The sequence below is a fragment of the Streptomyces sp. NPDC093546 genome, assembly GCF_044765045.1.
Lineage (GTDB): Bacteria > Actinomycetota > Actinomycetes > Streptomycetales > Streptomycetaceae > Streptomyces.
The window spans coordinates 38,054-62,730 of the sequence record NZ_JBIWJG010000017.1 but is presented as its reverse complement, the minus strand read 5'-3'; the positions used below and the strand labels follow the sequence as shown (position 1 = coordinate 62,730).

Sequence of the window (24,677 nt, the reverse complement as noted above, 5' to 3'; positions counted from 1 at the left end):
GACGCTACGTGAGCGCATTGCTGGACGGCGACGCTCCGGCACGTCTGGTGGCCGTCGCCACCGAGGAACTCGTCGAACCTCTCGATCCCGTACTCGCTGTGCGGACCGTTCGACACGGTGCGCCCGGCCGGACTCCCCACTCAGCCTGACGAGCCGCTCAATGCAGGTCCCTTCGGGCCAGAGCGCACCGGATGGCCAGGGCAGCCGGCCGGCGAGACGCTGGGACATTTTCCGGAGACAGAAGGACATTCACCCGCTCATTCGATCTCCCTAGAGTCGAGGCATCGAGAAGCGGCCGGACAACCCGCCGCGAAGCCAGTCGACTTGAAGGAGCACCACCATGCGCGCTGTCGTCCAGAAGGCCTTCGGCGGACCCGAGGTCCTGGAGGTCGTGGAGACCGACCGCCCCGCTCCCCTCGGCGCCGAGGTGCTGATCCGCGTGCACGCGAGCGGTGTCAACCCGGTGGACGCGGCCGTACGCTCCGGGGCGCTGCCGCTGCTCGGTGAGCCACCGTTCGGGGTCGGATGGGATGTCTCCGGTGTCGTCGAGGAGGTGGGGCCGGGGGCCCGCTTCAAGCCGGGTGACGAGGTGTTCGGCATGCCGTTCTTCCCTCGGGCCGCCACCGGGTACGCCGAGTACGTCGCCGTCCCCTCCCGCCAGGTGGCGCGCAAGCCGGACGGTCTCGACCACGTGCAGGCCGCCGCCCTCCCCCTGGCCGGACTGACCGCCTGGCAGGGCCTCGTCGATGCGGCGCGGCTGGAGGCGGGCCAGCGCGTGCTGATCCACCGGGCGGCGGGCGGCGTCGGGCACCTCGCCGTCCAGATCGCCAAGGCCCGGGGCGCGCAGGTGATCGCCCTCGCGAGCGAGCCGAAGCACGCGTTCGTACGCTCCCTCGGTGCCGACGAGGTGCTCGACTACCGCACCACCGACTACACCGAGGCCGTCCAGGACGTCGACGTCGTCTTCGACTCCAGCTCGGAGGGCACCCGTTCCCTGGAGGTCCTGCGCCCCGGTGGCACGCTCGTCAGCATCATGGAGCACTGGAACCGGGAACTCGCCGCGCGGATCGAGGCGGCCGGGCGCCGCTTCGCCGGTGTCTCCGTCGAGCCGGACTACGCGTCCCTGGAGGCCATGGCGGCTCTCGTCGACTCCGGGCGGCTGCTCCCCCACATCGCCGAGACCTTCCCGCTCGAAGAGGCGGCCAAGGCCCATGAACTCGTCGGCTCGGGGCGCGTGCAGGGCAAGGTCGTCCTGACCATAGCCTGACCATCGCCTGACCAGACCGTAGCCGGAGCGGGGCAGCGGCAGGAGACGCGGAGGTGGCGCAGTGGACGTGCTGACGGAGGCCCTGAACTCGATGAGGACCCAGGTCCCCACCTCCGTACGGACGGAGGGCCGGGCGCCGTGGGGCCTGCGCCTGCCCCCGGCCGCGGGCGCCGGGTTCCACGTGGTCCTGCGCGGGACGTGCTGGCTGGTCCCCATGGACGACGAGGTGCACCAGGAGCCGTTCGTCCTGGGCACCGGCGACGTGGTGTTCCTGCGCAACGGCCCCGGGCACGCGCTCGCCGACCATCCCTCCACCCCCGCCCATGAGGAACGCCCCGACCAGTTCCACCCCGGCGGTCCCATCGGCACCCTCACCGTCGGTGGCGACGGCCCCCGTACGACCCTTCTGTGCGGGAACTACCACCTCGATCAGGGCCGCCCCCACCCACTGATCCGCCAGCTCCCCGAGATCGTCCACCTCTCCACGGGGCTCGGCCGCCACCCCGAACTCAGCGCCGCGGTCGGCCTCTTGGCCGCCGAGTTGGAGAACCCGCGCATCGGCTCCGCCGGCATCGTGCCCGCGCTGATCGAATCGCTGCTGCTCTACATCCTGCGCGCCTGGTTGGAGTCCCAGCCCGCGGCGACGGCCACGGGCTGGGCGGCGGCCCTCACCGACCCGGCCGTCGCCCCGGCTCTCGCCTCGCTCCACGAAAAGCCCGACGCCCAGTGGACCGTCGAGTCCCTCGCCCGCTCCGCGGGCCTGTCCCGGGCCGCCTTCGCGCGCCGCTTCACCGCACTCGTGGGCGAGCCGCCCATGGCGTACCTCACGCGCTGGCGGATGACCACGGCTGCCCGACTCCTGCGCGAGTCGGAGGTGCCTCTGACGACCGTGGCCGCCCGCACGGGGTACGGCTCCGAGTACGCCTTCGCGAAGGCCTTCAAGCGGGAGTACGGGCAGGCCCCGGGTGGCTACCGCCGCCAGTCCCGCGCGGCGTAGAAACACCCTCCCGGTGTGTTACCGCGGTGGCGGCGCGAGCGTGTGCAAGGACTCGACCCTGCGCCGCAGCAGGTGCAGGGCGCCGCGCTGCCGCCCCGGTACCCGGCTGCGCAGGGTGACCAGCGTCGGGGCCAGCGCGCGGGCGGCTTGAGCGTCGCGGAGCTGTTCCCATTGGTGGTGGGCTCGGTCGACGGCGCCTTCGACGTCCGGGTCGTCCGGGGCCTGCCGGCGCTGGAGGCGGGCGTGGGCGGCGGCCATCCACAGCTCGCAGCTTCGCGCCGCGTCGCGGGCGAGGTGGGCGAGCTCGGCGCGGACCTCCAGCCAGTGGACGACCTGCGGCGAACCGGGCCCGTACGCGCGCAGGGCCTCCTGCTCGCACGCCTGAGCGGCGGCCTGCGCCTCATCGTGGCGTCCGGCCCTGGCGGCGTCGAGAATTCCGGGCAGCCGGTCCGCCGTACTGCCGGGTGTCGGCACTGTCGGCACTGTCGGCGGTGCCAGGGGTGCTGGGGGTGCTGGGCGTGGTGTGAGGGTGCCGGTTTGCCCGGGTACGGCGACGGGGCCCTGCGGGGGTGGCGCGGCGAGCAGCATGCTGCCGTCGGCACCGGCCTGTAGCGCGACTTGGGCGTGCAGGTCGGCGAGAGACGGGCGTGCTCCGCTGCGCCAGATCGTCGTACAGGCGCTCAGGTACTCGGGTGTCGCGAGCGTACGGCGGTCCGGCGGCGGCGCGATGCGCCCGTAGAGCCGTATCCCGTAGCCGAGCGCCAGCTCGGACGGCCGCGCCGCCAGCCGCTCCCACACCGCCGCGTCGGCGACCAGGTCCACGACCACCGCGGTGGTACCGGGGCGGCGGAGCTTGAGTTCCCCGGCGACCCAGTGCCATGGCAGTGCGGTGTAGCGCAGCGTGGAGGGCGTCGTACGGGCGAGCGCGAAGTGCGGCAGACGCTGCTTGTGGTCCAGGTGGAGCTGGCCGGTGATGTAGAGCGCCAGCGGCCCCGGCGAGGCCACGGCGGCGCGCAGACGCGTCAGCACCGCCTGCGGTTCCAGGGGGTCGGCGAGTTCGACGAGAGTCGCCGCCGCCGTTCCCGTCAGTGCCGCCGGAGGTACCGCCGCGAGCGCCGGCAGTACGCTCACCGCGTCGATCAGCCGCCCCTTGCCGACGGGTGACGCCGCGAGGACCAGCGCCGTCCCTGCCCCATCGTGCCCATTGATCACCACGTCAGCACCGTATCGGCTCCGCGCGCAGGGACCGCAACGTGGTCTCCGACCCGCAACATGACGGCTGAGGGCCCGTGTACCGTTCGGCCGCGGCCACGACAAGCACGGTGTTGGCTCCCTCGCCCCGCCACTCGCACGTGATCGTCACGCCCCGATCGTACGTCCGCGCCCGCCCTGGTCCACCCCGGTCCGCCACGGATCACATCGAGCGCACCCATCTTCCGTGCGCCGCGCGGTAGTTGTGCCCATTCGGCTGACACCCGGCCGCCCGCTTCCTAGAGTACGGAGTCTCGGATCTGGCGGGGGTGGATGCCGTGGGACGCACGGGTGGCAGAGGGAGAGTCGTCTTCCTTTGCGTGCTTCTGGTGCTGGTGGGCAGCCCCTGGGCGCGTGAGGCACTCCTCGCATCGTGGCCGGACGACAACCTGCTCGCGCTGCTCCACCAGTCGCTCTTCGTCCCGCAATGGGATCTGTCGCCGGGGCCCGACCCCCTCGCCCGCGAGGTGGGCTGGCCGGGCAATCTGGGAACCGTGGCCCTCGTGGCCGGAGTCGCCCTCCTGGTTCCCCGGCTGGTCGCCCGCACTCCGGCGGCGGGCGGGCGGTGGGCCACCGCTCTGGGTGCGGGGGTGGCCGTCTCGGTCCTGAGCATGGTGGTGTCCTGGATCGTGGTCGTGAACGCCGGGCCCGGCGTCCTCCTCGCCTACGGCCGGGACGCCTCCGGCATCCTGGTCACCTTCCTCGTCGACGGTCTGGTCTTCGGCGTGCTGCTGGGCCTCCTCATCGCGGTCGTGTACGCGGGTACGTACACGGATGCGTACACGGCTCCGCGGGCCCGGACCCTGACCCGGACCTGGGGCCGGACGGCCTTGGGTACCCGTGCACTCCGTCAATCGCGTGAACTCCGTGAACGGAGCACCGCCATGGCTCACGCCCACCCGTTCCCCGACGTCCCCGATGCCGTCGCGACCGGCACGGAGCCGAGGGACGCCACCCGCTACCTCTGTGTCGCCGCGTACACCGATCCGGCCTTCGCCCGCCGCGTGGTCGAGGACGTGCTGGGAGACGGGCTCGGCGCGATCGCCGTGTCGCCCGGAGTCGACCTGGTACCGGTCGCCCGGCACAGCCTCACCGCCCGGCGGCTGCACCGTGAGCGGGACCGCAGGCTGGCCGTGGCTTTCGGCGTCATCGCACTGTTCGCTCCTCTGTGGCTGCTCTTCGCCCGGCTGGCGTTTCGGGCCCTGGGCTCCGCGGCGCGGCCCCGGGCGCGGCAGTACGCGGTACGCGGGCGGGAACTGCCGTCCGCGTCCGGCTCCGTGTGGCGGCTGGCCGGCACGGCGGTCTCCCTGCTCGTGGCGGGCGTGCTGGTGGGCGTGTGGCTGTCGGCGCTGCCCCTACCGGGCCTGGTGAAGTGGCTGGTCGGCGGGTACGCGTGGGGCGTCGTGCCGCTCGTCGCCGTGATCGTGGGCGGCGCACTCGCGTTGCGTACCGTCACCGCGGAGGAGGCGGACATCGACGCCCGGCTGCGCGGCGCGCTACGGCGTGACGCCTTCGATCCGGAGGCCCTGCCGCGGCCGGGAGCGGTGGAGCCGTGGGCGGCCGCCAGGATCGCGGCGGTGGCCGAGGCCCAGCGCTCCAACGTCACGTGCTACAGCGGCTTCTCGCCGTTCATCGGGTACGGCAGGCAGGAGTCGCAGTGGACCCTGTCGCTGCCGCTGCTGCCCGCCGAACCGTCACCCGGAGCGGGACGCGATCCCTCGGCGGCCGTCGCCGACTTCGACGCCTGGGACGTCGTGGAGCGGCTGCGCCGCCGGCTGCGCGAGGGGGCGGACGGCCTGCCCGTCGTTCCCGGCCCCGCCAGAGGGCATGCCGACCGGGGGCAGGACGCCGGTGTTCAGGCGGCGCGCCTCGCGGGGCTCGTCGTGGAGGACCGGGTCTTCGTCAGCGGCAGGGAGCTCGCCGAGGACGGGCCCTTCCTGCCCGACCCGCTGCGCGCGCCCGCCACGCGGCTGCCCGTCGAGGAGCTGCGGCGCATCGCGACGCACCCCGACGGGGTGGCCCGCCACTGCCTGGCGGCCCACCTGCCCCTGTGGGGTGGTGAGGTCGTGCCCAGTCATTTCCTGCACGTGGCGGTGGTGGGCAGGGCGCTCCACCTGCGGTGCGAGCGCTTCGTCCTCGGGCCCGTACGGCGCGATCTGCACGCGGTCGACGTGCTCCTGCCCGCCCCCGGCGACGCTCGTCTCGCGCTGACGGTCAAGGCGCTGCCGCGTACCGGCCCGGCGCTGTGGGGTGCGCCCCGGGCCTGGCTGGCGGACGTTCTCGCGGAGCGCCGCCGGCCGCGCCGCCTGCTCCACGAGATGATGGCGGCCGACGACGACCCCGCGTACGACCGTGGCGCCCGCGTGAGCGTCCGCGAGGAGGTCCAGGGCCCGGAGTACTTCCACCACTTCCAGTTCGGCGACGCGCAGCGGGTGCTGAACGCGCTCGACCGGCATGCCCTCGCGGCCGTCCGGGACTTCCTGGACGAGCACGGCGTGGACACGGCCGATTTCCGGGCCCAGACGCAGACGATCCTCAACCACGGTGTCCTGCAGACGGGCGGGGTCAGCGTGGTGGGGAACCAGGCCGTGGGCCAAGGCGCCCAGGCGACCGCCGAGTCGGCCACGGCCACAGCCGCGCCCACGGCCGGGAACCCGGCGCGGTCTGGTGGCTCCGCCCAGCGATAGGAGAGGCACGTGTCCGGTCAAGCCCCCCAGTCCCCCGACGAGCCGTCCCACGTGCTCAACTTCGGTGTCCAGCAGTACGGCGGCCAGAGCCAGGTCGCCAACCAGGCGGTGGGCCCGCACGCGCGGGCCGTCGCCGGCCGCGTCTCCATCCAGCCGCCCGGCACGGACCAGCGCGCCCAGGTGGACGCGCTGCTGCTGCTCGTCGAGCGCCTGCTGGACGAGCACAGGGCCGCCCTGCCGGACCAGGAGTCGCCGCGGGCCGAGCTGCGCAGGCTGCGCGAGGAACTCGACGAGGACGCGCCCGAGCCCGGGGTCGTACGGCGGGCTCTCGAACGGCTCACGCTCTTCGCCCAGCCGGCGGCGCCCCTGGCGGCGGCCGTCGCCGAACTCACCCGGATGATCCAGTCGTTCTGAGCCCCGTGAGCCCCCTCCCGCGGCCGGTTCGGCTCATGCGAAAGTCGTAGACGGTCCACTCCGTGATCGGGACGAATCCGATGCGCTGGTAGAGGGCGTTGCTGGTGTCGGCCGCGTTCGTGAACAGCACGACCTCCTCGGCACCCGCGGCCGGCGCGGCCCGGCACACCTCGGCCGTCACGGCGCCCGCGTAGCCGCGGCCGCGGGGGTGAGACGTCCTCTCCGAGGTCCGTGGCGAACTCCACACACCAGCGCATGAGTTGCTCATGATCCCGCTCGCCCACAAGCCGACCCCGGCCCTGGCATGTCGCGAGTATTGCCTTCACCGCCCTCCATTGCAACGCATCGTTGCATTAATCTTCCACGTCATTGCATCAATTTACCTGCGTTGACGTGCGTTTATGACATCCACACGATTGACGATCTGCTGAACGCAACATAGCTTTCAGGCAACACCAAACACGTCATATCGCGACTTGAGGAATGGCCATGGATGACTCCCGCACCGTTACGACGCTGCCGACGGCGCGTCCCCCCGGCTGCCCCTTCGACCCGCCGACGGAGCTGATCGACGCGCATCGGCACAGCCCCATCAGCCGCTACACCCACCCCGGCGGCAAGCCCGGCTGGCTCATCACCGGATACGACCTCGTCCGGTCGGTGCTGGCCGACCCGCGGTTCAGCTCGCGCAAGGAGCTCATGAACGTCGTGGACTTCGAGCTTCCTCCGGCGCCGCCCGGCGAGTTCCTCCTCATGGACGAGCCCCGGCACGGGCGCTACCGCAAGCCGCTGGTGGGCAAGTTCACCGTTCGGCGGATGCGCCTGCTCACCGAGCGCATCGAGCAGATCACCTCCGACTGCCTGGACGCCATGGAGGAGGCCGGGCCGCCGGCGGACCTGGTGACCGCGTTCGCCAAGCCCATCCCCACCATCGTGATCTGCGAGCTGCTGGGGGTCCCGTACGAGGACCGGGGCTCCTTCCAGGAGCAGATCGACGCGTTCATGGGCGGGGAGGTGAGCGACGAGGAGCTGATAGCGGCCTACACCGCGACCCAGGAGTACCTGGCGGAGCTGGTGGCCGCCAAGCGCGCGCACCCCACCGACGACGTGCTCAGCGAACTCACCGACAGCGATCTGACCGACGAGGAGCTGAAGGGCATCAGCCTGATCCTGCTGGCGGCCGGGTTCGACACGACCGCGAACATGCTGTCCCTCGGCACGTTCGCGCTGCTGCGCAACCCGGAGCAACTGGCCGCGCTGCGCGCCGACCCCGCGCTCACCGACGGGGCCGTGGAGGAGCTGCTGCGGTATCTGAGCGTCGCCCAGACGTTCATGAGGACGGCGCTGGTGGACGTCGAGCTGGGCGGCCACACCATCGAGGCCGGCACGACGGTCGTCCTGTCGTTCCACACCGCCAACCGCGACCCCGCACGCTTCGCCGATCCCCATGTGCTCGACCTCCACCGGCCGTACGGCGGGCATGTGGCCTTCGGCCACGGCATCCACCAGTGCCTCGGGCAGCAGTTGGCCCGCGTCGAGATGCGGGTCGCGTTCCGCGCGCTGGTCGACCGCTTCCCGACGCTGCGCCTGGCCGTACCGGCCGAAGAGGTCGCCCTGCGCCCGGCGACCGCGGACATCTACGGGGTGAAGAGCCTTCCGGTCACCTGGGACGAGGGGGCGTCATGAGGACGACGGCGTACGTCCGCGTCGACCGTGAGCGCTGCATCGGCGCGGGGATGTGCGTGCTGACCGCTCCGGAGGTCTTCGACCAGGATTCGGAAGACGGCCTCGTACTGCTGCTGGACGCCGAGCCGCCCGCGGGCCCACTCGCGGCGGCGCGGATGGCCGCCGGTGTGTGCCCCTCCAGGGCGCTCACGGTTCACGAGCCGGAAGCCGGCGGCTCCTAGGGCCTGTCTTCCGGATCTTGCCGGGCTCGCGGGGTCTGGCCTGATCCGAAAGACAGGCTCTAGGCGGTGACCATCGGCAGGGGGGGGCGTTCACCAGCACAACACCACGCCGGCCGACACGCGCGCACCCGCGCGCGTGCACTGATCACGGATGCCACCCCATGCCCCTGCCTCCGCATCCCGCAGGCTCCCCGCGCCACCGCCGACGCCGTCACCGCTGGGCGGCGGCCGTGGCCGTAGCCGTCGCCCTCGGGCTGACCTGGTCCGCGTCACCGCCCACGGTCCCGCGGGCCACCGCCCGGGTGGTCGACGCACTGCCGCTCGCGCAGCGCATCGCGACCGAGCCGGGGGTGACCCTCGACGTGCGGGTGTACGCCCCGGCTCGCGCCGTGCGCCCCCGGGGAACGCGGCCGCCGCTGCTGGTGATGCCCGGGACGTGGATGGCCGGCCGGCTGCCCTACCTCCTCGAGGCCCGCCACTACGCCGACGCCGGATATCTGGTGGTCGCGTACTCCCCGCGGGGGTGGGGTTCGTCCACCGGCACCATCGACACCGGAGGGCCCGGCGACGTCCGTGACCTGTCGGCCGTCATCGACTGGGCCGTACGCGGCCGGGTGGCCGACCCGGAACGCATCGGCGTCCTCGGCTACTCCTACGGAGCCGGGCTCGGCCTCCTGGGTGCCGCCGCCGATCCGCGCATCGACGCGGTCGCCGCGATCGGTGGCTGGGCCGACCTCGGCGAGGCCCTGCTCGGGCGTACGACGGAGGAACGGGCCAAGGTCGCCATCCTCGCGGGCTCCGCCCACCTGCTCGGACGTCCGTCGCCCGAGCTGGCGGCGTACTCGCGGGCTGCGCTCACCGGGACCATCACAGCGCGGATGCGGGCGTGGGCGGAGGTGCGGTCTCCGCGGCACCACCTGAAGGCGCTCAACGCCCGCCGGCCCGCGGTCTTCCTGGTGCACAACTGGGGCGACATGCTCGTGGCCCCTCCCGCCCAGATGGCCCGGTTCTTCACGTCGCTCAAGGGCCCGAAACACCTGGAGCTGCGGCCGGGTGACCATGTCGAGCCGCTGCTGCACTGCGGCCTGAACCTGCGGCTCGAACCGTGCCGGCGTGCGCAACGGTGGCTCGACACCTACGTCCGGGACCAGCAGGACGGGGCCCGCGAGCCTCTGCCGCTGCTCGTACGGCCGCGCCTCGGACACGGCGACGAGCGCTACACCGGCTGGCGGGCGATGACCGGTCGGACGCCGGAGCTGCGGCCGCTGGTGCCGCGTACCGCCACCGTCCGCGCGGGCGTACTCACCGGCGCGGACGCGGGGCTGCCCGGCCTGTCCCCCACGCTGGACAAGCACGGCCTGCCGCAGCCGGTCGTCATGCCGCTCGTTCCGGCCGCGGGCGGGGCCGTGTGGGACCTGCTCCCCGGCCGTCCCCGCACCCTGCCGGTGCGCGGCACGCCGTCCCTGACCCTGACCGTCACACCCGGCGCTCCCCGGGGCACGCTGTTCGCCTACCTCTACGAGGTGGAACCCCTCGGTATCGGGCGGCTGATCAGCCACGTGCCTTACACGTTCCGTGATCGCGTCCCCGGGGTGCCGTTCACCGTGGAGTTGGAGATGGGGGCGACGGCGTACGACGTCCCCGCCGGCAACCGGATCAGTCTGGTGGTCGACACCACGGACCCCGTCTACCGGCAGCACAACCCTCCGGGCGCCCGCATGTCCCTGAGCTCGCCCCGCGTGACGCTGCCGCTGCGGGCCGTGCCTGCGGCAGGCGGGGGCCGTTAGCCGATCAGCGCGAGGACGTCCGCTGTCGGCCGCACGTCGCCGAAGGAGCGATAGACGGTGCGGAGGGTGGCGTTGTGGTCCTCGTCTCGGCCGGTGGCGCAGGCATCGGCCACCATGATGACCCGGTATCCGAGCGTCCAGGCGTCGCGGACCGAGGATTCGCAGCACACGTTGGTGACCGTGCCGGTGATCAGCACAGTGTCGATCGACCGTTGCCGAAGCAGTTCGTGCAGGGGGCAGCGGCCGGGGAAGAAGGCGCTGGGTGCCGTCTTCTCCACCAGGATGTCGTCGGCGGCGATGCTGAAGCCGGGCCACAGGCGTGTGGCGAGCGGCCCGCTGCCGCCGCAGGCGCGGAACATCTCGGCTGCCTCGGGGCCGTGGAACTCGTCGCCGACAGGGGTGCGATCGGTGCGTCCGGGGAGTACCCAGGCCACTGTTCCGCCGGCCGCGCGCAGGTGGTCGGCCAGGTGCCGGATGTTCGGCACGATGCCGCGGCAGTACGGGTTGGCGCCGACGAAGAACGGGACCATGTCGACCACCACCACAGCGGTGCGGGCGGGGTCCAGGGTCTCGTACGCGAATCGGCGGCCACGGCGCTCCTCCTGACGCCGGTAGTCCCGGTCCTCGATGTGCCAAGCGTGCAGGAGCGGTTCGTTTCCCGTCACGGCGTTGCTCTCCCCTCGGTGCTGGTCGGGGCGGTGGGTTCCGGCCGTCCGCCGCCGCTCTGGTTGCTCCCCATGCGGTGAGGGGTCCATCCGTCGGTTCCCGGCCGACCGAACGGCGGTGCGATGATGCGTTCGTGGTGACAGAACGGAGAAGTGATGGGGGCACAGTGCGCACGGGCGGAGGCGGTCCGGGTGAGGTTCACCGGAGCGGACCCTCGGCGGTGACGAGCTCGTCCGCGCGCGGGCCCCGGCCGGTCGTCGGGGTCGGGGCCGTACTGCTGCGGCCCGACGGCGCCGTGCTGATCGGACACCGGGTCAAGCAGGGGGAGCCCGCCTCCTGGTGTCTGCCCGGAGGACACGTGGAGGCCGGGGAGACCTTCGAGCAGGCCGCCCTCCGGGAGACCGCCGAGGAAAGCGGCATCACCGGGGCGGGCGGCGCGCGGGTGTTCGCCGTGGCCCTGCACACCGCCGGCGACCGCACCCACATGACGGCGGGCGTGCTGGCACGGGTCGCGGCCGAGGACGCCGTCGCCTCCGTCCTCGAGCCGGAGGTCCTCGACCGATGGCTCTGGGCGCGGCCCGAGGACCTGCCCGCGCCGCTGTTCCCGCCGAGCGCGGCGCTGCTCGCCGCCTGGCTGCACCGGCCCGCCCCGGACGGCTGGGCCGTGTATCCGGCAGCCGCGCAGGACGGGCCGGACGGCCCGTGGGCAGGGGGATGAGCCGCCTGTACGTCTTCGACATGGACGGCACCCTGCTGCGCGGCACCACCGCCGGCCTGGAGATCGCCCGCCGTCTGGGGTGCCTGCCGCATCCGTACGGCGCTCGGCCTCGACCGTGACTCCTGCGTCGCGTACGGGACTCCGGCTCGGACATCCCCCTGTTCCTCGAGCCGACCCACACCGTGGCCGTCAACGCCGACGGCACCAGGACATCCATGGGGCGATGTCAGTGCGCGGCCGTAGGGTGCGGGCATGGCTGAGACCTTCGACATCCACGCCGGGCTGACCCGGGCGCTCCACGACCGCGCGGAGGCCTGGCGGTTCATCGCCGGCTTCGCCGCGTACTGGCAGCAGCCGTTGCGCCCCGGCGACGGCTGCAGCCCGGCGGAGGTGGAGGCGGCCGAGCGGCGACTGGGCCTGCGCCTGCCGGCGGCGCTTCGCGAGGCGTACCTGATTTTCGGGCGTCGGGGCGACCTCACCGGCAATCACGACACCCTGCTGGCGCCGGAGGAGCTGTACGTCGCCGACGGCGCGCTCGTCTACCGGGTGGAGAACCAGGGCTGCGCCTTCTGGGGCGTCGCCCTGGAGGAGCTCGACCGTGACGAGCCCGGCACCGTGATGCGTACCGATCTGGCGGACGCGTCGCAGGAGCGCTGGGAGCCCTGGGAGTCGAGCCTGACCGCGGCCTGCGTCGAGATGGTCATGTCGGAAGTGGTCCTGTTCGACGGCGGGTTCTGCGACTACCTGGAGATCGAGGACCGGGAGATCGCGGCGGTGGAGCGGCTGTTCCGGGAACTGCCGCCCGTGGGGCGCGGGATGCGCTGGTTCTTGGGCGAGGACGTCCTGATACGGGAGTTCGAGGGTTTCTGCGTGTACGCCCGGGCGCGTACGGAGGCGGCGCTGGAGCGGTTGCGGGAGGTGGTGCCGGGAGACTGGCTGGAGGGGTGAGGAGCGCCGGGGCGGCGGCGGAGCCGGCCGCCGTGTCCCGGTGCCCCGGTGCCCCCGCCTCACCGGGGCCGTGCCGGTTCGCCGGCGTACTCCTGTTCGGCGAGGACTTCGTCGATGACGTGTCGGGCGATCCTCGCCATGGCCGGGTTCGTGTCGCGGTAGTACCGCAGTTCGAGGAGCGCGATCGACAGGGCCCAGCCGCGGCCGCGCGACCAGGAGGCGTCGTCGGCCTCCAGCGCGTCCCGGAACGTGCCGCGTGCCTCGGCCGGCAGGACGTACCAGGCGGCGATCAGGTCGACGGCGGGATCCCCCAGGCCCAGGCAGCCGAAGTCGATGACGGCGCTGAGCCGGCCGTGGGCGGTCAGCAGATTGCCCGGCTGGAGGTCGGCGTGGATCCAGACGGGCGGACCGGGCCAGGCGGGGGCGCGCAGAGCCGTGTCCCAGACCACGGCCGCGCGGGCCGCCGCGTCGGTACCGAGGGTCCCGCGCAGCTGCGCGAGCGCGGCGCGGGTCTCGGTGTCCCGTCTCGACAGGGGTTCACTGCGGTACGAGGCAGGCCCGCCGGCGGTGTCGAGGCCGTGCAGCGCGGCGGCGAACTCGGCGAGATCGCGCGCGAACGCGTCCGGTTCGGCGATGCGCCCGATGGCCGGGTTCGTGCCGTCGAGCCACCGGTAGACGGACCACGGCCACGGATAGCCCTCGGCGGCCCGCCCCGTGCCTAGCGGCACGGGAATCGGCACGGGGAGCGCCGGGGCCAGCCGTGGCAGCCACGTGTGCTCTCCGGCCACATCACCGGCCGCCCCCGCCGTGCGGGGCAGCCGTACGACCATGTCCTCGCCGAGCCGGTACATGGCGTTGGACGTGCCCGCGGAGTCGACCGGGGCCACGGGCAGCCCCGCCCACTGCGGGAACCGAGCGGCGATCAGTCGGCGTACGAGAGCCGCATCGATGTCCGGCTCGTCCGCGTGCATCTTCGCGGCGCGCATGGGTTCCTCCAGGGGTGGTGACAGGCGGGGCCGTGACGGTCGGGCCGGGCTGCCCGGCTGGGGGCCGACCGCGGCACCACTGGAACGCAGGAGCACGGCGCCGGTCAACTCATTTGCCGCCCCGCCGCCTTCAGAAGAGGCCCACTCTGCTCGGCGGGATGAACAGATGCGCGGCCCGGTGCTCTGCGGCGACCAGTTCGTAACCGGTCGCGTCCTTCCTGGTCAGCCATCTCCGATGGTCGGCGCAGCGCGCGCATCCACCGAGCCAGTCGGGCAGCAGCTCGCGGTGGGAGGTCGCCAGATGGTGTGCGAGGCGGATCTGTGATCCCGGGCCGCTGTCGAAGGGGTCGTAGTCCACGCCGGGTTCGACGGTGAGGCTGAGGATGTCGATCTCCGCCAGGGTGCGTTTCATCGCTCCGTAGATGCGGACACAGTCCGCGCAGTCGAACATCCAGGCGGGAGGCAGGGGCCACTCGTCATCGGGATTGATGTCGTCGGTGCTCATACCCGTCACGGTAGGAGCTGACGGCCGCGGGGTGGGGCCGCTTGCCGATGTTCGAGTTGCCTCATCGAAGGGCGGCGGTGACAGGGGCTCAGCCCAACAAGTATCCGCTTGAACGACTTCTTGCGAGATCCCTTGACGGACCGTCACGCCGACCGCATATTACGTGCCAGTACAACTGATCAGTAACTGCGCGCGCAGTGCCCTCGCGGTGTCATCGGGCAGGCGGACGGGCCCGCCTCGCCTCCATGACGCCGTGCGCCTTGCCCACCTGTCCCGACCGCCAACGGCAGGCGCTCCACCCCCATTTGAGAGGCACCGTCATGCGATCAGTTCCGTCGAGCCGCCACCCCCGCCCCCGTACCCGTACGCGGGCCCTCCTCGCCCTCACCGCCACCGCGGCCGCCCTCGCGACCACCCTCGGAGCCGGTGCGGGCCCCGCACTCGCCGACGAGGCCGCGGTCAACCGCTATGTCGCCCTGGGTGATTCCTACGCCTCGGCAGCCGGCGTACCGGACCAGACCGACTCCACCTGCACGCGCTCCAGCCGCAACTATCCCGCGCTGGTGAACGCCGCGCTGGCACCCGCCGCCCACAAGGACGTCACCTGCGGAGGCGCCACCACCGTGCACCTGACGTCAAGCCAGCACGCCTCCGTGCCACCGCAGTTGGACGCGCTCAGCGCCGACACCGACCTGGTCACCCTCACCGTGGGCGGCAACGACATCGGCTTCGCCAACATCATCGTCCGCTGCGTGAGCCTCGGCCTGTTCAATATGTCGGGCTCCCCGTGCAAGACCAGCTACACCTGGACCGGCACCGACCGGCTGGCCCAGACGATCAACGCCACCGCCCCCAAGATCGCCGCCGCCATCGAGGGCATCCGCCAGCGCGCCCCTCAGGCGAGAATCCTGGTCACGGGCTACCCCGCGATCCTGCCGGACGACGGCACCAACTGCCCGTCGGTGGTCTCCATCGCCAAGGGCGACGCCCCGTGGCTGCGCGACACCCACAAGCGCCTCAACAGCATGATCGCCACGCAGGCCGCCGCGCACGGCGCGGACTACGTCGACACGTACACCACGTCCATAGGCCACGACGCGTGCAAGCCGGTCGGCACCCGCTGGGTGGAGCCGCTCAGCACGAACGCCGCCGCTCCGTTCCACCCCAACGCCGCCGGGGAGCGGGCCATGGCCGACGCGGTCCTCGCCACCCTCGACTGACCACGATCGGCTGACCACCGTCGACTGACCTCCCCAGGCCTCCGGCTTCCGCCGGCTCGCGCACTCGCGCCGAGCCGGCGGAAGCTTTCCCGCGAGCCGCCGGGTCCGTTTCGCTGGAGCCGTTTGGCCCGCCTTGGCCGGGTACCCGCGACAGGCAGGCGACGTACAGCGGCCGCGTGCGCCCGGCCGCTGTGCTCCGAGTCCGCGCAAACCCAGGGAGAAGCCGATGCGCGCTGTCACCATCCGCCCGTCTTCCGCCCGGTCCCTGGAGGTACGGGACGTCCCCGAGCCGGTCCCGGGCCGTGGCGAGCTGCTGGTCGAGGGCCTGGCGGTCGGGGTCTGCGGCACGGACAAGGAGATCCTGGCCGGCGAGTACGGCTGGGCCCCGCCGGGCGAGGAGCGGCTGATCCTCGGGCACGAGTCGCTGGGGCGGGTGCGCGAGGCCCCGCCGGGCAGCGGGTTCGAGGCGGGGGACCTGGTGGTGGGCGTGGTGCGCCGTCCGGACCCGGAGCCGTGCGGTGCCTGCGCGCACGGCGAGTTCGACATGTGCCGCAACGGCCGCTACACCGAGCGCGGCATCAAGGAACGCCACGGGTACGGCAGCGAATGCTGGACCGTGGAGGGCGACTACGCGGTCCGGGTCGACCCTGGCCTGGAGGAGGTCGGCGTGCTGCTGGAGCCCACCACCGTGGTCGCCAAGGCGTGGGAGCAGGTGGAGCGGGTCGGCGGACGGGCCTGGTTCGAGCCGCGGCGCGCGCTGGTGACGGGGGCCGGGCCGATCGGCCTGCTGGCCGCGCTCCTAGGCGTACAGCGCGGACTGGACGTGCACGTCCTCGACCGGGTGACCGACGGGCCGAAGCCCGACCTGGTGGCCGCCCTGGGGGCGACGTACCACAGTGAGGACATCGACCGGGTGGCGTCCTCCGTGCGCCCCGACGTGGTGATCGAGGCGACCGGGGCCGGGCACCTGGTCTTCGACGCGATGGCCGGGACCGCCACGTACGGCATCGTGTGCCTGACGGGCGTGTCCCCCAAAGGGCGGCAGCTGTCCGTCGACGCGGGCACCATCAACCGGGAGCTGGTGCTGGAGAACGACGCGGTCGTGGGATCCGTCAACGCCAACCTGCGCCACTACCGCCACGCCGCGGACGCGCTCGCCAAGGCGGACCGGGGCTGGCTGGAGCGCATGATCACCCGGAGGGTGCCGCTGGAGCGTGCCGAGGAGGCGTTCGCGGCGCAGGACGACGACATCAAGGTCGTCATCACCCTGACGGGCTGAACCCCCGGCCTTCCCCGGCCCTCTTCGCGTTCCCGTCCTTCACCCGCGTCGCGCGCAGCAGGTTGTGCATCGCCGCGTTCTCGCTCGCCGGATCGTCCGTGTCGCGGAACAGCCGCAGGGCCCGGCGGCAGGCGTCGGCGGCCTCGTCGTAGCGCCGCAGCTCGATCAGTGCCGTGCCCAGGTTCGTGTACGCCCCCGCCGCGGCGTGGGGGTCGCCCATCTCCTCGAAGACGCGGGCCGCTTCGCGGCCTGCCTCGACCGCCTCGTGGAAGCGCTCCATCCTGATGTACGCGATGGCGGCGTTGGAGGAGGCTCGTCCCTCGCCGTGCCGGTCGTGCGTGTGCCGGTAGAGGGCGGCGGCGTCCCGGTGGGCGGTCACGGCCTGCGCGAGGTCTCCGCTCTCGCCCCGGGCGAGGCCGATGTTGTTGAGGGCGTCGCCTTCGGAGCCCGGGTCGCCGGTCCGGCGGAAGAGCCGGATGGCCTGGTGGTGTGCGTCGATGGCGTCCGCGAACCGGCCCACTCGCCGCAGGGCACACCCCAGGTTGTTGAGCGCCACGCCCTCGTTGAGGTCGTCGTCGCTGTCGTGGAGGAGCCGGGCGGCCCGGGTGTGCTCGTGCACGGCCTGTTCCGCCTGGTCCAGCTGCACCAGCGCCATGCCCAGGTTGGTGAGCGCGAGGCCCTCGCCGTGCCGGTCGCGGGTGTCGCGGAAGGCTTCGGCGGCCTGGGTGTGGGCGCGCACGGCCTCGCGCAGCCGCCGTTTGCGCAGGAAGCACAGGCCGAGACTGTTGCGTGCCAGGGCTTCGGCATGGCGGTCGCCCAGCGCGTGGAGGAGGTCGGCCGCGCGTGTATGGGCGGTGATGGCCTCGTCGATGCGCCACTGTCTCATCAGGGTGTTGCCGAGCTGCGCGAGGGCGACGGCCTCGCCGCGGTCGTCGGCCTCCAGCGCGTACAGCCGCGCCGCCTCGGTGAACACCTCGATGGCCCGGTCGTACTTCCGCTTCCCGGAAAACGCCTCCCCCAGCAGCGTCAGGGCGTCGGCCCTGTCGTCGCGGTCCGCGTCCTGCCCTCGAAGGTCCACGACCGTGCTGATGACGGCGATCGCCTCGTCGAACCGCCGTACGTCGAGCAAGGCGGCGGCGAGGTTGCCGAGCGCGCCGGCCCGGCCGTGCCGGTCGCCCAGCGCGCGGCAGAGCTCGGCGGCCCGGGTGTAGCAGGCGATGGCCTCCTGGAAGCGCCGGGTTTTGAGCCGGACGTTGCCGAGGCTCAACCACGCCTGTGCCTGGCCGGGTCGGTGGTCGGCCTCCGTCGTGACGCGCAGGGACAGCGTGAGCGCGGCCGTCGCCTCGTCGAACCGCCGGGCCAGGGTCAGCGCGGTCCCGTGATCGAGCAGCGCCCGCGCCTCGACGAGACTGCCGGGGGCGGCCAGGTGGCAGAGGCCGAGTGCGGTGGTGCTGATCGTGAGCCAGTCGTCGACGAGGTGCCGATGGCTGAGATACCGGCCGAGCGTCAAGGCGAGGTTGACGCTGATGTCCGGGCGGTTCTCGGTGTGGGCCGTCGTCACCGCGGCGATGAGATTGGCCCGCTCGGAGTCGAGCCATGCGACCGCCGCCGCCGCGTCGGCGAAGCGGTCCGTGTGGTCCGCGTGGTCCGTGCGGTCCGTGCGGCGGTCCGTGCGGGTCTCCCCTGCCCTGCCCAGGAGCGCGTCGGCCGCGTCCGCGGTGTCGAGATAGTGCCGGAGCAGTCGGTCGCGGGCCTCCTCCCGCCCGTCGGGGCGGGCCTCGGCACGGCCGTGGTGGTCCGCGTACAGGCGGACCAGGTCGTGCATCCGCCACCGTCCGTAGGCGGTGGCGTGGCCGACGAGGTGAGCGCGGGCCAGTTCCTCCAGTACGCCCTCGACGTCGTGCGGGTCCTCGCCGGTGAGGCGGGCCGCCGCCTCCGTCGCCAGGTCGGGCCCCGGGTTGAGGGCCAGCAGCCGGAACAGCCGTGCCTGCCGCCCGGTGAGCACGCGGTACGACAGGTCGAAGGCGGCTCGTACGGCCCGGTCCTCGCGGTGCAGCCCGTCGAGGCGGCGGTGCGCGTCGCCCAGCGCCCCGGCCAGGGACACCAGGGGGCGGGCCGGCGCGTCGGCCAGCCGGGCCGCGGCGATCTGGAGGGCCAGCGGCAGCCCGCCGCACAGCTCGGCGATGCGGGCGGCCTGCTCCGGTTCGCGGTCCACCCTGGTGTCTCCGGGCCGGGACCGGCGCAGCAGCCGGCGCAGGAGCGCGACGGAGTCGTCGGCTTCGAGCACGTTCAGGTCGAAGAGGCGTTCACCGAGGTGGAGGGCGAGCGTGTGGCGGGAGGTGACGAGAACGGCGGTGGTGGCGTCGGCGGGCAGCAGTGGCCGCACGTCCTCGCCGGTGGACGCGTTGTCGAGGACGACGAGGACGCGCCTGCCCTCGTCGGCGTACCCCTGGAGGAGGGTGCGGTAGAGCAGGGTGCGGCTCTGCACGTCGGGCGGGATGTGCTGCGCCGGCACCGCCAGCGCGCGCAGCAGCACGTCGAGGGCGTGCGCCGGGGTCAGGCGGCGTTCGTCGTCGTAGCCGAAGAGGTCCAGGAAGAGGACGCCGCCGGGGAACCAGTCCGGCCGGCTCAGCGCGCGGTGGGCCGCTTGGAGGGCGAGCTCGGTCTTGCCGACGCCGGCCAGCCCTGTCAGTACCGCTGTGGCCCCGCTTACCGTGCCGGCGCCCGGGGCGGGTGGCGGTTCCAGCAGGGCGACCAGTTCCGCCAGGAGCGCGTCCCGGCCGGTGAAGGCGGGGGTGACGGGCGGGAGTGCCGACATGGCGGGGGTGAGGGGCGGTGGCAGGTGTGCGGTGACGGTGTGCGCCTGGATCACCGTGTTCAGGTAGGTGCCCCCGCCGATCCGGTTCACCACGCTTCCGCCGCCCGGCCGCGCGCCGCCGAACTCCGCGCCCCGGCCCGCCTCCCCGGCGCCGCCGCGCTCGCCTGCGGCCCCCGTCACCGGCTCCATCCGCACCCCCGCGTCCGCCCGTGCTCCCGCCCCGATGGAGACGGTACGGGCAGCCGCGGCCACGGCGCAGGCGTTCGCCGGATCCTCGCCCGCCAACAGCCCTTATCAGGCGACTGCCTGACGGAGCGTCAAGCAATCTCGGCCGGTCGCCTCACGCCGCCGGGGAGGCCAGCACTCGCCCCAGGGCCCGTTGCTCGTCGCGCGGCAGCAGGCGGCCGGCGTGGACCATGTGCAGCGCCGTGGTCAGGCGCGTCCGGTCCTCGTCCGTGCCGAGGTCGCCGAGGTAGGGCGGGAGGACCAGGGCCAGGGCCCTGAGGTCGCCACGGGCGCACCAGCGGGAGATCAGGTCCGTCAGGGGGCCCTCGGCGGGGGTGGCGGTGGTGCGCAGACCGTCGGCGACCGCGAAGCGGATCGCGTCGACGTACGGTCCGGGCGGCAGGTCGTCGAGGTGTGCGGCGGCGCGCTCGTAGTGGGCGCGGGCCTGGTCGGGGTGGTGGAGGTCCTGGTGGGCTTTGGCCATGTTCAGGTGGAGGGAGGCGTGGAAGCCCTTCACGCGGTCGTCGGCCACCCGGTCGGCGCGGTCGAGGCACTCCTGGTTCCAGTGCAGCGTCTCCTCGGGCGTCGGCTGGTGCCGGGCCAGGTAGTGGGCGGCGACGCAGGCTTCGTAGTCGTCGGCGGCGCTCTCCCACGCGCGCCGGAACAGGGCGTGGGCGTCGGTCTCCCGGCCCTCGGCCTCGGCCTGCATGCCCTGGGCGCACAGCTGGACGACGGGGTTCTCGGGGTTCACGCCGACTCCTCCCCGACGGGCATCACGAGGGCGGTGAAGCTTCCCTGGTCGGCGGAGCGGACCACGACCGGCTCCGCGGGTGAGGAGACCTCGAGGAGCACGTCGGGGCCGACCCCGGCGTCGAGCGCCGCGAGGAGCACCTCGGGGTCGAAGGAGACGCGCAGCGGCTCCCCGGTGCGCAGGGCCCGCTGGGTCACGGGCGCGGCACCGGGGCGGGAGAGCAGGAGGCGCCGGCCGTCGGTGTGCAGGGTGACCGTGCCGCTCGCCCCGGCCGTGGCGAGTTCCGCACGCAGGGCGGTCCGGTCGGCGATGATCCGCGTCCGGGGGGCGGGCAGCGCGTCCAGGACCAGGCGGTAGTCGGGGAAGGTCGCGCCGACGGGCGTCACGGTCCGGGTGTGGCCGCCGCTCGCGAGGCGCGCGTCGCCCCCGCCGCCGGCCTCGATCACGATCTCGGTCCGGCGTACGGCCCAGGAGGCGAGGTCCCTCATCTCGCGGGCGTCGACGAGGAGCCGGCGGGGCCCGCCCTCGGCCACGAGCGGCCGCAGCGTCCGGACCGCCAGCCGGTAGCGGTCCGTGGCCACCAGCCGCACCTCCTGGCCGTCGAGTTCGACGAGGACGCAGCCGAGGGCGGGGAACTCCTCGCGCAGGGCCGCGCCGGCGACGGCGGGCGCCACCTGCCGTACCGCGCTGGCCAGTTCCGCTCCCCCGATCCGGGCCCGGGTGGCCCCGGCGCCGTCCGCCGGGCCGCCGAGGACCGCCCCGATCTCCCCGATCACCGACCGGGCCGCGTCGGCCGCCTCCCGCGCCTTCCGGGCGTGCGCCTCGAGCACCGCGCGCGCCTCCTCCGGGGGGCCGTCGAGGACCAGCGAGGCGTCGGTGAGCGGCACCCCGGCCTCCCGCAGGCGCCGCAGCAGCGCGGCGCGGGGCTCCTGGCCGGGGGCGTAAGAGCGGTAACCCGTCACCTCGTCGACCCGGGCCGGCCGCAGCACGCCGCAGTCGTCGTAGAACCGCAGAGCGCTCGGTGCCAGGCCCACCCTGCGCGCGAAGGCGCCGATGCTCAGCAGGCCGTCGTTGCCGTCGTTGTCGTTCCTGTCGTCCATGCCTGCGAGTGTGGGCGTTCAAGCGGCTTGAAGGTCAAACCCTATGCTGCTGCCCATGCCGATACGCAGATGCACGCACCACGCACATGAATTCGCTCACGACCGCCTGCCCGGCCGCGCGGCGGACCGGTCGTGACCGCGACACCCACCGCCGCACGCCGCCGGATCCTGGCCGACCTCACCCCCCTGCGGTCCTCGGCCCACTTCCGGCGTCTGTGGTTCGGCAACACCGTCTCCTGGGTCGGCCAGGGCATGACGACCCTGGCGATCTCGCTCCAGGTGTACGACCTCACCGGCTCCACCTTCTCGGTCGGCCTGGTCGGCCTGTTCTCCCTCGTGCCGCTGCTGTTCTTCGGCCTGTACGGGGGCGCCGCCGCCGACACCGTGGACCGGCGCAAGCTGGGGCTCGGCAGCGCCACCGGCTCGGCCGTGCTGTCCGCGGCGCTCACCGCGGCCACGTTCGCGGGGTTCCACCACGTCGGGTTCCTGTACGGGATCGTCGCGCTGCAGGCGGTCTGCCAGGCGCTCAACGGGCCCGCCCGCAGCTCCATGATCCCGAGGCTGCTGCCGCCCGAGCAGCTGCCGGCCGCCAACGCGCTCAGCTCCATGACGATGACGTCCGGCACGCTCGTCGGCCCCATGCTCGGCGGGTTCATCGTCGGCCTGTGGGGGTACGAGGCCGCCTACCTGATCGACACCGTCACCTTCGGCGCGGCCCTGTACGCGATGTGGCGACTGCCCGCCATGCTCCCCGACCGCAAGGGCGGCGAAGGCGGCACCGGGCGGGCATCCGTCCTGGACGGGCTCCGTTTCCTCGGCACCCGGCCCAATCTGCGGATGACGTTCTTCTCGGACCTCTGCGCGATGATCCTCGCCCACCCCCGGGCCCTGCTGCCGGCCGTCGCCGTCCTCTGGTACGGCGGTGACGCGCGCACCACCGGGCTGCTCGTGGCCGCGCCGGCCTTCGGGGCGCTCCTGGGCGGGGTGTTCTCGGGGTGGCAGGGCCGGATCCGGCGCCACGGGCTCGCGGTACTGATCGCGGTGGCCGCGTGGGGGACCGCCGTCGCGGTCTTCGGGCTGACGCGCGAGCTGTGGCTGGGCGTGCTCTTCCTGGCGCTCGCCGGGTTCTCGGACACGGTCAGCATGGTCTTCCGCAACACCATGCTCCAGGCGGCGGTCCCCGACGACATGCGCGGGCGGCTGCAGGGCGTGTTCCTCGTGGTCGTCGCGGGCGGGCCCCGGCTGGGCGACTTCGTCGCGGGGTCGGTCGCCGACCTGACCACGCCGGCGCTCGCGGTGACGGGAGGCGGTGTCGCCTGCGTGGTGGCGGTGGGGCTGCTGGCGCTGCGCTGGCGCGGTTTCGCGCGGTACGACGCGCGCGACCCGGCGCCGTGAGGCCGCGACACCCCCAGCACATCCGTACATTCGCACATCCGCACGGAGGCGGCCCGGGTCGTGACGCCGGACCGGGTTCGGCGGTTGAACCGGGCATGAAGAAGCGCAGCATGCTCGCCGTCGCGTCCCTCGCCGTCGGAGCGGCGGTCGCCGCCCTCAGCCCCGCCCCCGCCGCCCAAGCCGCTCCCGGGGGCGGCGGGTTGAGCACCCCGGACCTGCTCGGCCCCCTGGAGTCGGCCACCACGAGCCTCGACGGCGGGGAGACGCCGGCAGAGGACGACGCGCCGGACGCGTGAAGCCTCGGCCGAATCCGTCGCGTTCACGTCATGTACACCTCCTTCACGGAAGGGAGACGTTCCGGCGACGCGGGAGCGGACCATGCTCCAGGGCGAAGTCGTGATGTCCTCGGTCGTGAAGGAGTTCATGCGTGATCAGGGTCCGCCGTCCCCACCCGGTCGTCATCGCATCGGTCGCGGCGCTCGCCGCGTTCTCGGCGCTCGCCACCACCGCACCGCCGGCACGGGCGAGCGGTGACGGCGCCGAGGCGTCGCTGCCGCTCGTCGTCCCCCGGGCCGAGACGCCCACGCTCCACGACGACGAAGCGGGTGGCAACGCCGACGCGGACGACCCCGCCATCTGGCGCAACTCGGCCGACCCCGGGCGCAGCCTGGTCATCGGTACGGCCAAGGAAGGCGGCCTGCGGGTCTACGACCTCGACGCCCGCCCCGTGCAGTCCCTCGCGACACCGCCCGGCGGCCGGTTCAACAACGTCGACCTCGTCCACGGTCTGCGGCTGCCCGCCGGGCGCGCCGACATCGCCGTCACCACGGACCGCGGCAACGACCGGCTGCGCTTCTACCGCATCCGGCCCGGCGCGCCCGGCGGCCCGCTCGTCGACATCACCGACCCCGCCGCCGCGCCCGTCTTCTCCGCCGACGAGAGCGAGATCGAGGAGCAGCGGACCGCGTACGGCCTGGCCACCTGGAGCGACCGGGCGACCGGCCGCTCGTATGCCCTGGTCAGCCGCCGCGAGCGCACGAGCATCGCGCTGCTGGAGCTGACCGCCGGCGCCGACGGCACGGTGGGCTACCGCAAGGTGCGCTCGCTGGACCTGCCCTCCGCCTTCCGGCTTCCGAACGGGTCGTCCTGGTCGCCGTGCGCCGAGCCGGGCGAACTGCCGCAGGTCGAGGGCATGGTGGTCGACCCGGCCAACGGCGTGCTGTACGCCGGCCAGGAGGACGTCGGCATCTGGCGCCTGCGCGCGGACCTCACCTCGACGCCCCAACTTGTCGACCGCGTACGCGAGTACGGAGTGCCGGCGGTGTACGACGAGCAGAGCGACGAGTGCGTGGCGGGGGCCGACCCCGGCTTCGGCGGCTCACGCCTGTCGGCCGATGTCGAGGGGCTGACCCTGCTCACCGAGCCGGACGGCGACGGCCACCTCCTCGCCTCCAGCCAGGGCGACGACACCTTCGCCCTCTACGACCGCGAGGTGGCGGACGCCAACGAGTACGAGGGCGGCTTCCGCGTCACGGCCGCGTCCGCCGCCCTGGACGGCTCCGAGGAGTGCGACGGCGCCGCCGTGCTCAACGCCCCGCTGGGCACCCGGTACCCGCGCGGGCTGCTCGTCGTCCAGGACGGGCACGACACCCCGGCCGACGGGGACCGCGCGGCCACCGGCTTCAAGTTCGTGGACCTCGGCGACGTACTGGACGCCGTCGACGACTGACCGGCGTGACCTGCCCCCTCCCCCGCC

Annotated in this window: 22 protein-coding genes and 1 pseudogene; 15 read left to right on the top strand and 8 right to left on the bottom strand. The window is 73.4% G+C overall.

Going from position 1 to position 24,677, the window contains the following annotated elements; genetic code table 11:
* Positions 1–340 precede the first annotated feature (340 nt).
* Both ACIRNI_RS28335 and ACIRNI_RS28330 read left to right on the top strand, forming a co-directional pair.
* A complete protein-coding gene (locus ACIRNI_RS28335) occupies positions 341–1,267 on the top strand; it encodes an NADP-dependent oxidoreductase (RefSeq protein ID WP_403555648.1) in 927 nt (308 codons plus the stop codon).
* Positions 1,268–1,328: 61 nt separating this feature from the next.
* The gene (locus tag ACIRNI_RS28330; RefSeq protein WP_403555646.1) at positions 1,329–2,264 is read left to right on the top strand and encodes an AraC family transcriptional regulator; all 936 of its coding nucleotides are present in this window, start codon (positions 1,329–1,331) and stop codon (positions 2,262–2,264) included.
* Between the two features lie 18 nt (positions 2,265–2,282).
* Here ACIRNI_RS28330 and ACIRNI_RS28325 read toward each other — a convergent pair whose 3' ends face one another.
* The gene (locus tag ACIRNI_RS28325; RefSeq protein ID WP_403555644.1) at positions 2,283–3,479 is read right to left on the bottom strand and encodes a hypothetical protein; all 1,197 of its coding nucleotides are present in this window, start codon (positions 3,477–3,479) and stop codon (positions 2,283–2,285) included.
* Between the two features lie 356 nt (positions 3,480–3,835).
* Here ACIRNI_RS28325 and ACIRNI_RS28320 point away from each other — a divergent pair, with 356 nt between their 5' ends.
* Together ACIRNI_RS28320 and ACIRNI_RS28315 are read left to right on the top strand one after the other, a co-directional pair.
* Positions 3,836–6,202 carry a hypothetical protein gene (locus ACIRNI_RS28320; RefSeq protein WP_403555642.1) on the top strand — a complete coding sequence of 789 codons (2,367 nt, stop codon included), beginning with the start codon at positions 3,836–3,838 and terminating at the stop codon, positions 6,200–6,202.
* A gap of 9 nt (positions 6,203–6,211) precedes the next feature.
* On the top strand, positions 6,212–6,616 hold the full coding sequence (locus tag ACIRNI_RS28315) for a hypothetical protein (RefSeq protein ID WP_355357864.1): 405 nt from the start codon (positions 6,212–6,214) through the stop codon (positions 6,614–6,616).
* Here ACIRNI_RS28315 and ACIRNI_RS28310 read toward each other — a convergent pair.
* Positions 6,591–6,915 (bottom strand): annotated as a pseudogene (locus tag ACIRNI_RS28310) (GNAT family N-acetyltransferase); the annotation flags it as partial. The gene ACIRNI_RS28315 and the pseudogene ACIRNI_RS28310 sit on opposite strands and share 26 nt — an antisense overlap.
* A 190-nt stretch (positions 6,916–7,105) precedes the next feature.
* Between ACIRNI_RS28310 and ACIRNI_RS28305 the strand changes: the two are divergent.
* The 3 genes from ACIRNI_RS28305 to ACIRNI_RS28295 all read left to right on the top strand — a co-directional run bounded on the left by ACIRNI_RS28305 (position 7,106) and on the right by ACIRNI_RS28295 (position 10,310).
* Positions 7,106–8,302, top strand: a complete 1,197-nt coding sequence (locus ACIRNI_RS28305) for a cytochrome P450 (RefSeq protein WP_403555639.1) — start codon at positions 7,106–7,108, stop codon at positions 8,300–8,302.
* Entirely contained in the window at positions 8,299–8,523 is a 225-nt protein-coding gene (locus tag ACIRNI_RS28300) for a ferredoxin (protein WP_403555637.1), read from the top strand. Before ACIRNI_RS28305 ends, ACIRNI_RS28300 begins: the two co-directional genes overlap by 4 nt.
* Positions 8,524–8,684: 161 nt before the next feature.
* Complete coding sequence (locus tag ACIRNI_RS28295; protein ID WP_403555635.1) at positions 8,685–10,310, top strand: alpha/beta fold hydrolase; 1,626 nt, start codon at positions 8,685–8,687, stop codon at positions 10,308–10,310.
* Here the strand turns inward: ACIRNI_RS28295 and ACIRNI_RS28290 are convergent.
* Positions 10,307–10,975, bottom strand: a complete 669-nt coding sequence (locus ACIRNI_RS28290) for an isochorismatase family protein (RefSeq protein ID WP_403555633.1) — start codon at positions 10,973–10,975, stop codon at positions 10,307–10,309. The two genes, ACIRNI_RS28295 and ACIRNI_RS28290, sit on opposite strands and share 4 nt — an antisense overlap.
* A 221-nt stretch (positions 10,976–11,196) precedes the next feature.
* On the opposite strand from ACIRNI_RS28290, the gene ACIRNI_RS28285 reads away from it, so the two are divergent.
* The 3 genes from ACIRNI_RS28285 (at position 11,197) to ACIRNI_RS28275 (ending at position 12,642) form a co-directional block, all read left to right on the top strand.
* The gene (locus ACIRNI_RS28285; RefSeq protein ID WP_403555631.1) at positions 11,197–11,694 is read left to right on the top strand and encodes an NUDIX hydrolase; all 498 of its coding nucleotides are present in this window, start codon (positions 11,197–11,199) and stop codon (positions 11,692–11,694) included.
* A complete protein-coding gene (locus ACIRNI_RS28280) occupies positions 11,691–11,813 on the top strand; it encodes a hypothetical protein (protein WP_403555629.1) in 123 nt (40 codons plus the stop codon). The genes ACIRNI_RS28285 and ACIRNI_RS28280 overlap by 4 nt, the downstream gene beginning before the upstream one ends.
* A gap of 133 nt (positions 11,814–11,946) precedes the next feature.
* Positions 11,947–12,642 (top strand): SMI1/KNR4 family protein, encoded by a 696-nt coding sequence (locus tag ACIRNI_RS28275; protein WP_403555628.1) that lies wholly within the window; start codon positions 11,947–11,949, stop codon positions 12,640–12,642.
* A 59-nt stretch (positions 12,643–12,701) separates the two neighbouring features.
* On the opposite strand, the gene ACIRNI_RS28270 is transcribed toward ACIRNI_RS28275, so the two are convergent.
* Together ACIRNI_RS28270 and ACIRNI_RS28265 are read right to left on the bottom strand one after the other, a co-directional pair.
* A complete protein-coding gene (locus tag ACIRNI_RS28270) occupies positions 12,702–13,628 on the bottom strand; it encodes an aminoglycoside phosphotransferase family protein (protein ID WP_403555626.1) in 927 nt (308 codons plus the stop codon).
* Between the two features lie 130 nt (positions 13,629–13,758).
* Positions 13,759–14,133 carry a hypothetical protein gene (locus tag ACIRNI_RS28265; RefSeq protein WP_403555624.1) on the bottom strand — a complete coding sequence of 125 codons (375 nt, stop codon included), beginning with the start codon at positions 14,131–14,133 and terminating at the stop codon, positions 13,759–13,761.
* Positions 14,134–14,453: 320 nt separating this feature from the next.
* Between ACIRNI_RS28265 and ACIRNI_RS28260 the strand changes: the two genes are divergently transcribed.
* Positions 14,454–15,353 carry an SGNH/GDSL hydrolase family protein gene (locus ACIRNI_RS28260; protein WP_403555622.1) on the top strand — a complete coding sequence of 300 codons (900 nt, stop codon included), beginning with the start codon at positions 14,454–14,456 and terminating at the stop codon, positions 15,351–15,353.
* Between the two features lie 226 nt (positions 15,354–15,579).
* A complete protein-coding gene (locus ACIRNI_RS28255) occupies positions 15,580–16,632 on the top strand; it encodes a glucose 1-dehydrogenase (RefSeq protein ID WP_403555620.1) in 1,053 nt (350 codons plus the stop codon).
* On the opposite strand, the gene ACIRNI_RS28250 is transcribed toward ACIRNI_RS28255, so the two are convergent.
* From ACIRNI_RS28250 to ACIRNI_RS28240, 3 genes are all read right to left on the bottom strand, one after another.
* Positions 16,616–19,702 (bottom strand): tetratricopeptide repeat protein, encoded by a 3,087-nt coding sequence (locus tag ACIRNI_RS28250; protein WP_403555618.1) that lies wholly within the window; start codon positions 19,700–19,702, stop codon positions 16,616–16,618. The two genes, ACIRNI_RS28255 and ACIRNI_RS28250, sit on opposite strands and share 17 nt — an antisense overlap.
* Positions 19,703–19,790: 88 nt before the next feature.
* Positions 19,791–20,426, bottom strand: a complete 636-nt coding sequence (locus tag ACIRNI_RS28245) for a hypothetical protein (protein WP_403555616.1) — start codon at positions 20,424–20,426, stop codon at positions 19,791–19,793.
* Positions 20,423–21,526: a MerR family transcriptional regulator gene (locus ACIRNI_RS28240; RefSeq protein ID WP_403555614.1), complete on the bottom strand. Its 1,104-nt coding sequence runs from the start codon at positions 21,524–21,526 to the stop codon at positions 20,423–20,425. Before ACIRNI_RS28240 ends, ACIRNI_RS28245 begins: the two co-directional genes overlap by 4 nt.
* 132 nt (positions 21,527–21,658) lie before the next feature.
* Here ACIRNI_RS28240 and ACIRNI_RS28235 point away from each other — a divergent pair, with 132 nt between their 5' ends.
* From ACIRNI_RS28235 to ACIRNI_RS28225, 3 genes are all read left to right on the top strand, one after another.
* The gene (locus tag ACIRNI_RS28235) at positions 21,659–22,921 is read left to right on the top strand and encodes an MFS transporter (protein ID WP_403555612.1); all 1,263 of its coding nucleotides are present in this window, start codon (positions 21,659–21,661) and stop codon (positions 22,919–22,921) included.
* Between the two features lie 95 nt (positions 22,922–23,016).
* Complete coding sequence (locus ACIRNI_RS28230) at positions 23,017–23,217, top strand: hypothetical protein (RefSeq protein ID WP_403555611.1); 201 nt, start codon at positions 23,017–23,019, stop codon at positions 23,215–23,217.
* Positions 23,218–23,351: 134 nt separating this feature from the next.
* A complete protein-coding gene (locus ACIRNI_RS28225) occupies positions 23,352–24,650 on the top strand; it encodes a phytase (protein ID WP_403555756.1) in 1,299 nt (432 codons plus the stop codon).
* Positions 24,651–24,677 lie beyond the last annotated feature (27 nt).